Source organism: Pseudomonas sp. KNUC1026 (assembly GCF_021650705.1).
Classification (GTDB): Bacteria; Pseudomonadota; Gammaproteobacteria; order Pseudomonadales; family Pseudomonadaceae; genus Aquipseudomonas.
This window is the reverse complement of sequence record NZ_CP087138.1, coordinates 1-15430: the sequence shown is the minus strand read 5'-3', so window position 1 is coordinate 15430 and position 15430 is coordinate 1. Positions and strand designations below refer to the sequence as shown.

Here is a 15430-nt window from a genome sequence, read left to right as displayed (position 1 = left end):
CATAAAGACGCCGCGCACGGGCTCGTCTTTATGCCGGTAAACGGCGCTTGAGCGCCCGCCCGCCCATTTTGTTTAAGGATGTTACATGAACGCTCGAACGCTCATCGCGGCCCTTTTCGCACTCGCCACGGCCCCTGTTTGGGCAAATGACGCCTGCAGCACCGATATCGCCGGCACCGACCAGATGACCTACGACAAAAGCGAAATCGTAATCCCGAAAAGCTGCAAGACCTTCACCGTCACCCTCAAGCACCCCGGTGAAATGCCTGTGAGCGTGATGGGCCACAACTGGGTGCTGGCCAAGACCGATGACCTCGAAGGCATCGACGCCGACGGCCAGGATGCAGGTGAAAGCAACAACTACCTCAAGCCCGGCGACAGCCGCGTGCTGGCGCACACCCGCCTGATCGGCGCCGGCGAGCAGGACAGCGTGACCTTCGACACTGCGCTGCTCAAGGCCGGCACCGCCTACAGCTTTTTCTGTTCCTACCCGGTGCACGCCAACGTGATGAAAGGCGAGGTCAAGCTCGGCGGCTAACCCTCGGGCGCTTCGAGCATCAGCCCGCTCAGGCGCTTGACGCGGCGCCGCACTGCTTCTTCGAATACCCCGGCACGTGGCTCGACCAGCGTGAATACCTGCTTGGCGCGGGTGATGCCGGTGTAGATCAGCTCCTTGGTCAGCACCGGGTTCAGCGCCTCGGGCAGCACCAGCGCGGTGTGCTCGAACTCCGAGCCCTGGGACTTGTGCACGGTCATGGCGTAGACCGTTTCCACGTCGTTGAGCCGGCTGGGCAGCACAAAGCGCACGCCGCCCTGGCCGTCGTTGCGCGGAAAGGCCACGCGCAGCACCTGGCGGCCAGGCTCATCAGCCTGGGGCATGCTCAGGGTGATGCCGATGTCGCCGTTCATCAGGCCCAGGCCGTAGTCGTTGCGGGTCATCAGCACCGGGCGGCCTTCGTACCACGGCTGCGTGGGTCGATCAGGCCGGCACTGGCGAGCATCGCCTGGGCGCGGGCATTGAGCCCTTCCACGCCCCAAGGCCCTTTGCGCACCGCGCAGAGCAACTGGAAACGGTCGAACGCGGCCAGCACCGCGCGCGCCCACTCTGCCCAAGCGGGTGAGGCCAAAGGTTCGCCGGCAGGCGGCCGGCCTTGCGGGATCAGGGCCAGGTAATCGCGGTAACCGGCCAGCTCGCTGGTGCCCAGCAGCAGCGGGCCCATGGCGCGCCCCTCCTGGTTGCCCGGGGCCAGGTGATGCAGGTCGCCAAAGGCTGCCTCGCTGAAGGCGCGCCGGGCTGCAATGGCGTCCTGGGCGTTCACGCGCCGCGCCAGTTCGCCGATGCCGCTGCCCTCGCCGAAGCGCCGGGAATAACGCAGCATCGCCACCTGTTGAGCCAGCGGGTACTGCTGTTCACCTCCCGGCAACAGCGCCGGCTCGTTGAGCGCAGCCCCGGCCACTTGCTCCAGCCAGGCTTGAGTCGCCGGGGAGTAACGGCCGTGTTCGGCGTCACGGCACAGGTCGCCCAGCACCGCGCCGGCTTCCACCGAGGCGAGCTGGTCCTTGTCGCCCAGCAGCACCAGGCGCGCACTGGGCGCCAGCGCAGCCAGCAGGTGCGCCATCATCTCCAGGTCGATCATCGAGGCTTCGTCTACCACCAGCACGTCCAGCGGCAGCGGGTTGGCCGCGTTGTGGCGAAAATGCCGAGTGCCAGGGCGGCTGCCCAGCAGCCGGTGCACGGTGGTCACCTCTACCGGGATGCGTGCCTTGACCGCGTCATCGACCTGCAAGCCTTGCACCTGTGCGCCGATCGACTCGGTCAGGCGCGCAGCGGCCTTGCCCGTAGGCGCGGCCAGGCGAATCCGCAGCGGCTGCCCGGCGGCCACACGCGGGCCTTGCAGCAGCGCCAGCAGGCGCACCACGGTGGTGGTTTTGCCGGTGCCGGGGCCGCCGGTGATGATGCTCAGGTTGCAACGCATGGCCAGGGCGCAGGCAAGCTTCTGCCAGTCGGTGCGGCCGTTGCGCTCTGCCGGGAACAGTTGCTCCAGGCGCTGCAAGGTGTCGGCGTCGACCGCCTGGCGTTGGCGCAGGCGCGCGTGCAGGTTGTGATCCACCTGCCGTTCGTAATGCCAGTAGCGGCGCAGGTACAACCGCGTGCCGGCCAGCACCATCGGGCTGCCGGGGCCGGCAAGCAAAGGCGAAGCGGCCAGGCGTTCGGCCCACTGCGCGGCATCGACACCGGCCAGCAGGGCCGAAGGCAGCATGAGGGCGCCACTGCTGAGGTCGCCTTCGGGCGGCAGTGACAGCGCAAAGTCCGGCTCGGCGAGGGTCTGGCGCAAGTCCAGGCACACGTGGCCATGGCCAAGCTGGTGGCTGGCCAGGGCGGCGGCCAGCAGCACCAACGGCTCGGCATCAGGGCAGCGTTCTGCAAGGAAGCCGGTGAACGCGCGGTCCAGCGCGCGCAACCAGCCGCGCTCGGCCCAGGCGTCGAACAGCGCCAGCAGGGCAGGCACGCTCTGCAGCGCCGGCGCGCCCTGCGCGGTGGCACCGGGCAGGGTTTCGGGAAACAGGTCGTCCTGGGAATTCACGACAGGGCCTCCTCGGGCAGCGGCTGGCCCTTGAACAGCGCATCCAGGGCTTCGATCAGCACCCGCGGCGGGCGCAGGTGGCACACGCCGTGGCCCGGAGCCTCCAGGCCGCGCAGGAAGATGAACAGCGCGCCGCCGACGTGCTGGTCGTAGTCATAGCCGGGCAGGCGCGCGCTGAGCTGGCGGTGCAGCGCCAGCAGGTAGAGCACGTATTGCAGGTCGTAGCGGTGTTCGAGCATCACCTGCTCCATGGCGGCGGGCAGGTAGGCGCTGGCGTCAGGGCCGAGCCAGTTGGATTTGTAGTCGGCAACGTAATAGCGGCCTTCGTGCTCGAAACACAGGTCGATGAAGCCCTTGAACAGCCCGTTGAGCGGCCGCCCCAACGCGCCCGCCCGCGGCAGGCCGGCATGGGTGTGGCGCTGCACCAATGCGTCGAGCTGGCCGACGTCCACCTGGTCACTGGCGAACCAGAACTCCATTTCGGTGCGGTAGCTGGCAAGCTCGGTGAGGCTGGCCGGGGCTGCGCCTTGCAGGGGCATCGGCAATTGCAGCAAACGCTCGAGCCAAGGTGCGAGCGTCGGGATCCAGCCTTCCCAGCCGCGGCGGTTGCAGCGCCGCGCCACGCTGTCGAGCAGGCGCGGCCGGTCGGCGGCGACGCTGGCGAAACCTTCTTCGCCAGCCCACTCCAGCAGCCCGTGCAGAAAGGTGCCGGGGCCGGGGCCGCGTGGGAAGGCGTGGATGTCGCCACTGCTTGCCTGCGGGCCGGGCACGGCAACGCGGTCGTCGTCGGCGAGCTTTTGCGCCAGTGGTGAGTCGGCCGCCAGGCCATCGGCGATGCGCAAGGCGCTGTAGGAGGCAATCCACCAGTTTTCTGCCGCGCGCCGGGTCGGAATCAACGCGCCCCGCAGGGGAAGATCCTGTGCCGGGGCGGTGAACACGCAGGCTTCGGGCTCCGGCAGCGGTTCGACAGCGATGCCAGGGCACCCGGCAGCCAGCGCCTGTAGCCACTGCCCCAGGCCTGCGCTATTCGCCAGCGGGGCACCACCGCCGAGCACGTAGCCGATGGCGCTCTGATGCAGCACCGAGGTTTTGCTCTGGCCACGCTTGAGGTCGGCCAGGCCAAGCCAGCAGGCGTGGCAGGCGCGAGTCAGTGCCACATAGAGCAGGCGCAGGTCTTCGCCCAGGCGCTCGTCGTCGGCGCGGGCGACGATCTCTTCGTCAGCCACCAGGCTCAATTGCACGCGGCCTTGATCGTCATGCCAGGTGAGCGGCAGGCGCTTGCCATCGACCGGCTTGCAACTGGCCACGAACGGCAGGAACACCAGCGGGTACTCCAGGCCCTTGGACTTGTGCACAGTGATGACCTTCACCAGCTGCTCGTCGCTCTCCAGACGCAGGATCTGCTCTTCGCCTGCCGCGCCGCCGTGCAACTGCTCGGCCAGGTGGCGAATCAGTGCCTGTTCGCCGTCGAGGGTGGCGCTCGCCTGCTGAAGCAGCTCGGTCAGGTGCAACAGGTTGGTGAGGGTACGCTCGCCATCAGTGCGCGCGGCCAGGCGCCGAGGCAGGTCGTAGTCATGCATCAGCCGCCGCAGCATGGCCAGCACGCCCTGGCTGTGCCAGAGCACGCGGTAGCTGCGGAAGGCCATCACCGTGCTCTCCCAGGCCTGCTCGTCCTGATTGAAGCGCTCCAGCTCCGCCAACGGCAGCGCGAGGGTCAGGCTGGCCAGTGCCGCACGCAGGCTGCGCTCGGCATCAGGCTCGGCGCACGCCTTGAGCCAGGCGAGCACGTCCAGCGCCTCCCAGGTGGCGAACACCGAGTCCTTGTCGGAGAGGTAAACGCTGCGCACCGCCCGTGCATCCAGCGCCTGGCGAATCAGCCGGGCCTCCTGGCCATCGCGCACCAGAATGGCGATGTCGGCAGGGCGAAGGGGCTTGAACGGCTGCCCGTCGGCAGCAAAGCCACAAGCATTGTGTGTGCCGGCATTGAGCAGGCGGGTGATTTCGCTGGCGCAGCTGTCGGCCATCTGCCGGCGGTACTGAGCAAGGCTCAGCGGCTGGTCTTCGGCCAGGTGCCAGCAGGTCAGCGCCGGCTGGGCCTGGCCATCGATCACCAAGTGTTCCGGGCGGCCCTGAGCCTGAACCGCGTGGAACGGCACAGGGTTGTCACCGTCGGGGCCGCGAAACAGGAATGCGCCCCGCCCTTGCGGCCGCTGTTCGGCATGCAGGAACAGGTGATTCACCGCATCGACCATCGGCTGGGTCGAGCGGAAGTTGGTGCCCAGGGTGTGCAGCCGCCCGGCGCTGGCCCGGCGCGCCATCAGGTAGGTGTGGATGTCGGCGCCGCGGAAGGCGTAGATCGCCTGCTTCGGGTCGCCGATCATGAACAGGCCGGTTGCGGGGTCGTCGGCGCTGATGCGGTAGATGCAATCGAAGATCCGGTACTGCACCGGGTCGGTGTCCTGAAACTCGTCGATCATTGCCACCGGGAACTGCTGGCGAATCAATTGCGCCAGGCTGTCGCCGGAGGGGCCGGCGAGGGCGTGGTCGAGCCGGGTGAGCATGTCGTCGAAGCCCATCTCGGCGCGCTGGCGCTTTTGCGCATCGAAGGCCAAGCGGATCCAGGCGGCAGCATGGGCAAGCGCCGCGCTGGAAGGGTCGGGCAATGCCGCCAGTTGCCCAGGCAGCGCTTGCATCGCGGGCAGTGCGGGTGCTCTGGCGGCTCGCCCTTCCAGGCCTCGGCCATGCCCTCTGGCGTAAGGCGGGTGAAGCCGGTGCCAAGGTCGAGCACGGTCTGCGCTGGGTCCTGCGCCCAGGCCAGCAGCTTGTCGAACCAGGGCTCGAAGAAGCGCGCCTGCATCTTGCGGCCATCCACCTGCTTTTGCGCCACAGCGGCGCGGCACACTTCGCGCAGCTCACGGGCCCAATCCGCCCACGGGGCTTTGATCTGCTCAAGGGCTTGTTCGCGGGCCTGGAGTTCACGGTCGATCAGCAGGCTCAGCTCACCGAGCGCTGCATCCGGTTCGGCGCTGGCGAACAACGGCCGCGCCTTGGCGGCGAGGCTGTCGGGGGTGCCCCATTGGCTGTCGACCCACTGCAACGCGGGGCCAGCCAATGGGTAGCAAAAGCGCCGCCAGTAATCGCGTACCACTTCACCGAGCAGGTCGCTGTGGTCAGGCTCCAGGGTTTGGGTGAACAGGCTGCCGCTGTCGAAGGCGTGCTCGCGCAGCATGCGCTGGCACCAACCGTGGATGGTCGATACGGCGGCTTCGTCCATCCACTGCGCAGCTACGTCCAAGCGGTTGGCGCACAGCGGCCATTGGTCGACCGGCCAGGCTTCACGCAGGGTTTCGACCAGGCCATCGGGGGCTGGGCATTCTTCGCGAAAGTAGCGCGCGGCCTGGGCGAGGCGTGCGCGAATGCGATCGCGCAGCTCCTTGGTGGCGGCGTCGGTGAACGTCACCACCAGGATCGCCGGCGGCAGCAACGGCTCGCCAAAGGCGGTATCGACCGTGCCGTGGCCCAGCACAAGGCGCAGGTAAAGCGCCGAAATGGTGAAGGTTTTGCCAGTGCCGGCACTGGCTTCGATCAGTTGGCTGCCGCGCAGGGGAAAGCGCAGCGCCAGGGGCAAGGTTTCGCTCACTCGGCGCCCTCCTGGGCGGGTTGGTGCTGCCATCCAGCCGCCATGATCGGCCCATAGAGCGCCTGGCTCCAATGGGCGAAGCCGCCACCGTCGGCCAAGCTGGCGAAGTCCGGGTATTGGCGGGCCAGGGCTGCGGTTTCATCGCGCTCGGCGCTGATGTTGGCATCGCCCTCATAAACCGGCCTGGCCAGCGCCTGGGCCTTTTCCGGGTCGCCTTCACGCAGCCAGGCAAAGGCCGTGCGCGTGGCGACCGGCAGCGGGCTGCAAATACCGACGCGCCAGGCATCGAGCAGGGCTGCCAGGTGTTCCTCGGCGTGAATGCGGTCCATCGGCGGCAAGAGCAAGGTGCAGTCGGTGGCCACCAGCGCCGTGGTGAGCCGGTGCCCTTGTGAGCAGGTGAACAGATGGTTGACCCAACTGCGCAGCAGGCGATGCCATTTGCGCTTCGGGCCGTCGCCCAACGCGTTTGCCACCAGCGTGGCATGCAGCAATTCATCGCTTTCGCCACGGTGCAGCCCGGCCAACCAACCCTCGACGACGATGCCGGCATGTTCGAAACGGGCTGGTAGCGCGCCCTGCAATGGCTCAGGCCAGCGTTCCAGCAGTTGGTGGTAGCGTTGCAACAAAGCAGGCAACGGCTCCACCAGGGTGGCCTGGGCCATCTCGCCAAAGCCGGCCATGGGCAGCGCGCCCTGCCCTTGCAAACGAACCGCAGCGCGGGAAAGGTGTTCGGCTGCTAACTCTTGCGGATGGGCAATCGCTTGGGCCAGCAGTGCTTCGCTCAGGGTATAGCGCTCCAGGCCATCCAGGCTGAAAGGCTCAGCCTCTGGCACTGGGGGCTCCACGGCTTCGAAATAGACCTTCAGCCGCTGGCGGAAGAAGTGCCGCACGGGCTGGCGCAGGAAGTCTTGCAGCAGGGTCGGGTCCAGAGGCTCCTGCAATGGCAGCATCGGCAGTGGTGCTTCGGCCATCGGTGCGGGGTGGTGCTGGTAAAGCGCTTCCCACTCGCGGGCATAGCTGGCGAGCGGGCTGTTGGCCTGGAAGTACTGGAGGCTGAACGGCTGCAATGGGTGCTCGGTGGTCAGTGCGTGCAGCAAGTCGCCGCCATCTGCCAGCCTCCAGCCGGCGGCCAGGTGGTCGCGCAGCTGGCCGATGAGCACCGATGCAGGGCGTTCGCTGTTGTCACGGATGCTGCGCCCTACCCAGCTGATGTAGAGGCGCTCCTGGGCCGAGAGCAAGGCTTCGAGCAAAAGGTAGCGGTCGTCCTCGCGGCGTGAGCGGTCACCGGGGCGGTAGTCACTGCCCATCAGGTCGAAATCAAGCGGCGGCTGGGCGCGGGGGAAGTCTCCGTCGTTCATGCCCAGCAGGCAGACGCGGCGAAAGGGAATCGCGCGCATCGGCATCAGGGTGCAGAAATTGACCGAGCCCCCGAGAAAATGCTGGCCAAGGTTGCCTTGGTCGACACCAGCCAACCAGGCATCGCGCACCACAGCCAGCGGCAGCGCTTCGACCAGGCCGACGCTTTCGCAGGTTTCCAGCCATTGGTCACGCAGGGCTTCCAGCTGCACCAGCAGATACTCGCTCTGCTCATCACTTGCACTGAAGAAGCGCCGCAGCAAGGTTTGCAGCCGTTCGCCCCACTGCTCTGGCGTACCTGGCTGGCTGAGTGCCTGGTGGGCACTGTCGAGGGCGTCGAGCAGTGCAGCCAGCGGGCCGATAAGTGCGGCATCCAGGCCGCCGATCTCGTCGAACGGCTCGATCTCTTCGAAGGCCTCGCCGTTGCCCACTGCATAGCCCAGAAGCATGCGCCGCAGGCCAAAGCGCCAGCTGTTCTGCTCCATGCCTTCCGGCAACCCAAGGCTGGCGCGCTGAGTAGCATCCAGGCCCCAGCGGATGCCGGCACCTTCGATCCAGCGCCGCAAGGTCGGCAGGTCGGCTTCATGAATGCCGAAGCGGTTGCGCAGGGCCGGGACGTCGAGCAGATCGAGCACTTCGCTGACGGCGAAGCGGCTTTCCGGCAAGTTGAGCAGGTGTTCCAGCGCGATCAGCAGCGGCGTGCGGCCGCGCTGGCTCTGGTCGGCCAGGGTGAAGGGGATGTAGCGGGGATCTCGGTGCTCGAGCTGGCCGAATACGGCGCGGATGTGCGGGGCGTAGGTGTCGATCTGCGGCACCATCACGATCACGTCACGGGGGTTGAGCGTGGGATCTTCGCTGAACTGGGCGAGCAGTTGGTCGTGGAGGATCTCCACTTCACGCTGGGCGCTGTGGGCTGCATGAAAGCGCAGGCTGTGGTCCGCCTGTGGGTCGACCGCAGGCCAGTATTCCTGGGTCTCCCGCAGGGGGCGCAGGTCGAGAATGTCGTCCTGGAGCTGGCCCAGCAGGGTGTTGCTGCTCACCTCGCTGAACAGGTCGATGCGGCCATCGTTGAACTGCTCGCGGTAGCTTTGCGGGTCGTCGTACTGTTCGAGCAGGTGAATGTAGTCGCGGCCCTGCTTGCCCCAGGCGGCGAGCAAGGGCTGGGCATGCTGGTGCAGGGTGGCAGGGTCGAGCACCTGCGGGGTGCCGGCTTTACGTTGCTGGCGTTTGAAGGCGTGGCGCAGCAGGTCTTTGTCGGCAACGATGTCGGCCCAGTGGTGCCGGCAAGGGTTGTGCACGCAGAGCAGCACCTGGCAGAAGCGTGCAAGCTCAGCCAAAGCATCCAGCACCTGCGCCGGTAGCGAGGAGATGCCGAAGACGATCACCCGCCTGGGCAGGCCGTGAGGAGCCTCCGTGGCGTTGGCCATATGTTGCAGGTAGCGCTGGTGCACCCCGGCACGGCTCTGGGCCATGCCACTTTCACCGACGTCGGCCAGCAAGTGCCTCCACAGTTCTGCTTGCCAGCGGTGTTGCTCGGCCAACGGTTTGGCATGGCCTTTGTGGTCACGTAACTGGTGGCGGCCCTGCGCCCAGTCTTCCAGCCAATCGGCGCGGTAGACCTGATATTGGTCGAACAGGTCAGCCAGCCGCTCGGAGAGTTGATAGCGCTTGCGCAGGTCGTTGTCGTCGCGCAGGAAGCGCGCTAACGGTGCGAAGTGCGGCTCGTTCATCAACGCCGGCAGCAAGCGCATGAAACGCCAGGTGAGCGGGGCTTTGTCCAGCAGTGATTCAGCAGGAATGTTGTCTTTGCCCAAGGCGGCGCGGTAGAGGCGCCAGATGAATGTGCCGGGCAACTGCACGTCCAGGGCGGCAGCGATGCCGCAACCACCGCCTTGTTCATCATCGGGGTCCTGGGCCAGAGCCATCTTCAGCCATTGGGCAATGCCATTGCTTTGTACGAGGATTGTTTCGTTTTCCAGCGGCTCCAGCGGGTAACGTTGGATCACGCCCAGGATCAGGCTGCGCAGGTCCTCCGGCTGATTGCCATGGATGACCATAAAGCCAGGGATGATGGGGGACGCGGGCATTGAAGAAATCCGTTTAGGCTCGCCGAAGGTGGACACCCTACGCGGGCTCCCGGCCTCGCCGCAAGGTATCGGGTTGTGCCGGTCATTTTTCTGATGCTTGAAAAAGACAAAACCCCAATCGTTTTCACGATTGGGGTTCTGCGGGTTTGAATCTTGACGATGACCTACTCTCACATGGGGAGACCCCACACTACCATCGGCGATGCGTCGTTTCACTGCTGAGTTCGGGATGGGATCAGGTGGTGCCAACGCTCTATGGTCGTCAAGAAATTCGGTAGCTGCCGCGCCTGAGCGTTGCAGCGAATTCAGGTATGTGATTTTTGTGTGTATCGGTGCGCATTTTCGGCTGTGTCGCTTCACCACCGCATCTGCGCTTTGGCAGATTGCTTGGGTGTTATATGGTCAAGCCTCACGGGCAATTAGTATGGGTTAGCTCAACGCCTCACAGCGCTTACACACCCCACCTATCAACGTCGTAGTCTTCGACGGCCCTTCAGGGGATTCTGGATCCCAGTGAGATCTCATCTTGAGGCAAGTTTCCCGCTTAGATGCTTTCAGCGGTTATCTCTTCCGAACATAGCTACCCGGCAATGCCACTGGCGTGACAACCGGAACACCAGAGGTTCGTCCACTCCGGTCCTCTCGTACTAGGAGCAGCCCCTCTCAAATCTCAAACGTCCACGGCAGATAGGGACCGAACTGTCTCACGACGTTCTAAACCCAGCTCGCGTACCACTTTAAATGGCGAACAGCCATACCCTTGGGACCGGCTTCAGCCCCAGGATGTGATGAGCCGACATCGAGGTGCCAAACACCGCCGTCGATATGAACTCTTGGGCGGTATCAGCCTGTTATCCCCGGAGTACCTTTTATCCGTTGAGCGATGGCCCTTCCATACAGAACCACCGGATCACTAAGACCTACTTTCGTACCTGCTCGACGTGTGGGTCTCGCAGTCAAGCGCGCTTTTGCCTTTATACTCTACGACCGATTTCCGACCGGTCTGAGCGCACCTTCGTACTCCTCCGTTACTCTTTGGGAGGAGACCGCCCCAGTCAAACTACCCACCATACACTGTCCTCGATCCGGATGACGGACCTGAGTTAGAACCTCAAGGTTGCCAGGGTGGTATTTCAAGGTTGGCTCCACGCAAACTGGCGTTCACGCTTCAAAGCCTCCCACCTATCCTACACAAGCAAGCTCAAAGTCCAGTGCAAAGCTATAGTAAAGGTTCACGGGGTCTTTCCGTCTAGCCGCGGATACACTGCATCTTCACAGCGATTTCAATTTCACTGAGTCTCGGGTGGAGACAGCGCCGCCATCGTTACGCCATTCGTGCAGGTCGGAACTTACCCGACAAGGAATTTCGCTACCTTAGGACCGTTATAGTTACGGCCGCCGTTTACCGGGGCTTCGATCAAGAGCTTCGCTTGCGCTAACCCCATCAATTAACCTTCCGGCACCGGGCAGGCGTCACACCCTATACGTCCACTTTCGTGTTTGCAGAGTGCTGTGTTTTTAATAAACAGTCGCAGCGGCCTGGTATCTTCGACCAGCCGGGGCTTACGCAGTAAATGCTTCACCCTGGCCGGCGCACCTTCTCCCGAAGTTACGGTGCCATTTTGCCTAGTTCCTTCACCCGAGTTCTCTCAAGCGCCTTGGTATTCTCTACCCAACCACCTGTGTCGGTTTGGGGTACGGTTCCCGGTTATCTGAAGCTTAGAAGCTTTTCCTGGAAGCATGGCATCGACCACTTCGCACTCTAGGAGCGCTCGTCATCAGCTCTCGGCCTTGAACACCCGGATTTGCCTAAGTATTCGGCCTACCACCTTAAACTTGGACAACCAACGCCAAGCTGGCCTAGCCTTCTCCGTCCCTCCATCGCAATAACCGGAAGTACAGGAATATTAACCTGTTTTCCATCGACTACGCTTTTCAGCCTCGCCTTAGGGACCGACTAACCCTGCGTCGATTAACGTTGCGCAGGAAACCTTGGTCTTTCGGCGTGGGAGTTTTTCACTCCCATTGTCGTTACTCATGTCAGCATTCGCACTTCTGATACCTCCAGCAAGCTTCTCAACTCACCTTCACAGGCTTACAGAACGCTCCTCTACCGCGTCACCTAAGTGACACCCGTAGCTTCGGTACCTGGTTTGAGCCCCGTTACATCTTCCGCGCAGGCCGACTCGACTAGTGAGCTATTACGCTTTCTTTAAAGGGTGGCTGCTTCTAAGCCAACCTCCTAGCTGTCTAAGCCTTCCCACATCGTTTCCCACTTAACCAGGATTTTGGGACCTTAGCTGACGGTCTGGGTTGTTTCCCTTTTCACGACGGACGTTAGCACCCGCCGTGTGTCTCCCATGCTCGGCACTTGTAGGTATTCGGAGTTTGCATCGGTTTGGTAAGTCGGGATGACCCCCTAGCCGAAACAGTGCTCTACCCCTACAGTGATACATGAGGCGCTACCTAAATAGCTTTCGAGGAGAACCAGCTATCTCCGAGCTTGATTAGCCTTTCACTCCGATCCACAGGTCATCCGCTAACTTTTCAACGGTAGTCGGTTCGGTCCTCCAGTCAGTGTTACCTAACCTTCAACCTGCCCATGGATAGATCGCCCGGTTTCGGGTCTATACCCAGCGACTAAACGCCCTATTAAGACTCGCTTTCGCTACGCCTCCCCTATTCGGTTAAGCTCGCCACTGAATATAAGTCGCTGACCCATTATACAAAAGGTACGCAGTCACAGAACAAGTCTGCTCCCACTGCTTGTACGCATACGGTTTCAGGTTCTATTTCACTCCCCTCTCCGGGGTTCTTTTCGCCTTTCCCTCACGGTACTGGTTCACTATCGGTCAGTCAGTAGTATTTAGCCTTGGAGGATGGTCCCCCCATGTTCAGACAAAGTTTCTCGTGCTCCGTCCTACTCGATTTCACTGCAAAGAGATTTTCGTGTACGGGGCTATCACCCACTATGGCCGCACTTTCCAGAGCGTTCCACTAATCTCGATACAGCTTAAGGGCTGGTCCCCGTTCGCTCGCCACTACTAAGGGAATCTCGGTTGATTTCTATTCCTCAGGGTACTTAGATGTTTCAGTTCCCCTGGTTCGCCTCTTGCACCTATGGATTCAGTACAAGATACCTAGGTTATCCTAGGTGGGTTCCCCCATTCAGAGATCTCCGGATCGCAGTTTATTTGCCGACTCCCCGGAGCTTATCGCAGGCTATCACGTCTTTCATCGCCTCTGACTGCCAAGGCATCCACCGTATGCGCTTCTTCACTTGACCATATAACCCCAAACAATCTGAGGCTGTATGAGTGAAGACGACATTCGCCGAAAATCCGCAAGTAGATACTCACAAATTTTACCTTGACCTGAACTGTGCCAGTGAAAGCACAGCTTCAGTCAATTTCTATCACATACCTAAATTTTTAAAGAACGATTCTGGAAAAACCAGAAAGCAAGGTTCGATACGAACGCTGGTTTCTGTATTCTCACAAGGGACATGGTGGAGCCAAGCGGGATCGAACCGCTGACCTCCTGCGTGCAAGGCAGGCGCTCTCCCAGCTGAGCTATGGCCCCTAAACTGGTAGGTCTGGGCAGATTTGAACTGCCGACCTCACCCTTATCAGGGGTGCGCTCTAACCAACTGAGCTACAGACCTATATAGGGTCTAATCGTCTTTACAATCGAATCAAGCAATTCGTGTGGGTGCTTATGAGTGGCTGGGTCGTCGATTAAGGAGGTGATCCAGCCGCAGGTTCCCCTACGGCTACCTTGTTACGACTTCACCCCAGTCATGAATCACACCGTGGTAACCGTCCTCCCGAAGGTTAGACTAGCTACTTCTGGTGCAACCCACTCCCATGGTGTGACGGGCGGTGTGTACAAGGCCCGGGAACGTATTCACCGCGACATTCTGATTCGCGATTACTAGCGATTCCGACTTCACGCAGTCGAGTTGCAGACTGCGATCCGGACTACGATCGGTTTTGTGAGATTAGCTCCACCTCGCGGCTTGGCAACCCTCTGTACCGACCATTGTAGCACGTGTGTAGCCCAGGCCGTAAGGGCCATGATGACTTGACGTCATCCCCACCTTCCTCCGGTTTGTCACCGGCAGTCTCCTTAGAGTGCCCACCTTAACGTGCTGGTAACTAAGGACAAGGGTTGCGCTCGTTACGGGACTTAACCCAACATCTCACGACACGAGCTGACGACAGCCATGCAGCACCTGTGTCAGAGTTCCCGAAGGCACCGATCCATCTCTGGAAAGTTCTCTGCATGTCAAGGCCTGGTAAGGTTCTTCGCGTTGCTTCGAATTAAACCACATGCTCCACCGCTTGTGCGGGCCCCCGTCAATTCATTTGAGTTTTAACCTTGCGGCCGTACTCCCCAGGCGGTCAACTTAATGCGTTAGCTGCGCCACTAAAGTCTCAAGGACCCCAACGGCTAGTTGACATCGTTTACGGCGTGGACTACCAGGGTATCTAATCCTGTTTGCTCCCCACGCTTTCGCACCTCAGTGTCAGTATCAGTCCAGGTGGTCGCCTTCGCCACTGATGTTCCTTCCTATATCTACGCATTTCACCGCTACACAGGAAATTCCACCACCCTCTACCATACTCTAGCCTGCCAGTTTTGGATGCAGTTCCCAGGTTGAGCCCGGGGATTTCACATTCAACTTGGCAAACCACCTACGCGCGCTTTACGCCCAGTAATTCCGATTAACGCTTGCACCCTCTGTATTACCGCGGCTGCTGGCACAGAGTTAGCCGGTGCTTATTCTGTCGGTAACGTCAAAACTGCAAGGTATTAACCTACAGCCCTTCCTCCCAACTTAAAGTGCTTTACAATCCGAAGACCTTCTTCACACACGCGGCATGGCTGGATCAGGCTTTCGCCCATTGTCCAATATTCCCCACTGCTGCCTCCCGTAGGAGTCTGGACCGTGTCTCAGTTCCAGTGTGACTGATCATCCTCTCAGACCAGTTACGGATCGTCGCCTTGGTGAGCCATTACCTCACCAACTAGCTAATCCGACCTAGGCTCATCTGATAGCGTGAGGTCCGAAGATCCCCCACTTTCTCCCGTAGGACGTACGCGGTATTAGCGACCGTTTCCGGTCGTTATCCCCCACTATCAGGCAGATTCCTAGGCATTACTCACCCGTCCGCCGCTCGCCACCAGGAGCAAGCTCCCGTGCTGCCGCTCGACTTGCATGTGTTAGGCCTGCCGCCAGCGTTCAATCTGAGCCATGATCAAACTCTTCAGTTCAATACTGCTTTTGGGTTTTGAGAAAACCCTAAACCTGGCTCAGCCATCGCAATCTTCGTATAACGAAGAAAAACTCATTCGAATTCTCGTATGAGTCATTGTGAGGCTGATAATCTGTTGACCATCAGTCCAACTCACAAGCACCCACACGAATTGCTTGATTCAGTTGTTAAAGAGCGTTGGTTGATTCTTTCGTCTCAACCGAGGCGCGCATTCTACGCTTTCCTCATTTCGTGTCAAGCGTTTATTTTCAGAAGTTTTCGTTAAAACCTTTGAAACATCAACCACTTGACTCGCTTCACTACCTCTTGAAGCGGGAGGCGAATTCTACAGCGTTACAACCTGCTGTCAACCACCTTTTTCACCGCATTCAATCCGGAGACTAAAGCGCTTCCAACCGCTTCAAAATCGCTAACTCGTTGAATCTCAAGGAGTTTCGCGTTCCGTTGTCGCTGGAAGTGGGGCGCATTATAAGGGGCTGAGAA

General features: G+C 61.5%; 2 protein-coding genes, 2 tRNA genes, 3 rRNA genes and 2 pseudogenes. 1 reads left to right on the top strand and 8 read right to left on the bottom strand.

Annotation, left to right across the window (positions count from 1 at the left end; all coding sequences use genetic code 11):
- The first annotated feature begins 85 nt into the window (after positions 1-85).
- Complete coding sequence (azu, locus tag LN139_RS00045; RefSeq protein ID WP_236357754.1) at positions 86-538, top strand: azurin; 453 nt, start codon at positions 86-88, stop codon at positions 536-538.
- Here the strand turns inward: azu and recD are convergent.
- The 8 genes and pseudogenes from recD to LN139_RS00005 all read right to left on the bottom strand — a co-directional run bounded on the left by recD (position 535) and on the right by LN139_RS00005 (position 14945).
- A pseudogene (recD, locus tag LN139_RS00040) lies at positions 535-2585 on the bottom strand (exodeoxyribonuclease V subunit alpha). The gene azu and the pseudogene recD sit on opposite strands and share 4 nt — an antisense overlap.
- A pseudogene (gene recB, locus LN139_RS00035) lies at positions 2582-6225 on the bottom strand (exodeoxyribonuclease V subunit beta). The pseudogenes recD and recB overlap by 4 nt, the downstream one beginning before the upstream one ends.
- The gene (recC, locus tag LN139_RS00030; RefSeq protein WP_236357752.1) at positions 6222-9668 is read right to left on the bottom strand and encodes an exodeoxyribonuclease V subunit gamma; all 3447 of its coding nucleotides are present in this window, start codon (positions 9666-9668) and stop codon (positions 6222-6224) included. Before recC ends, recB begins: the two are co-directional and overlap by 4 nt.
- 151 nt (positions 9669-9819) lie before the next feature.
- Positions 9820-9935 (bottom strand): 5S ribosomal RNA (gene rrf / locus LN139_RS00025).
- A 131-nt stretch (positions 9936-10066) separates the two neighbouring features.
- Positions 10067-12954 (bottom strand): 23S ribosomal RNA (locus LN139_RS00020).
- 220 nt (positions 12955-13174) lie between these two features.
- Positions 13175-13250 (bottom strand) — tRNA-Ala (locus LN139_RS00015).
- 5 nt (positions 13251-13255) lie between these two features.
- Positions 13256-13332: transfer RNA gene (locus tag LN139_RS00010), tRNA-Ile, on the bottom strand.
- Positions 13333-13406: 74 nt separating this feature from the next.
- Positions 13407-14945 (bottom strand): 16S ribosomal RNA (locus LN139_RS00005).
- Together the 16S, 23S and 5S rRNA genes with 2 tRNA genes alongside form the textbook arrangement of a ribosomal RNA operon.
- Positions 14946-15430 lie beyond the last annotated feature (485 nt).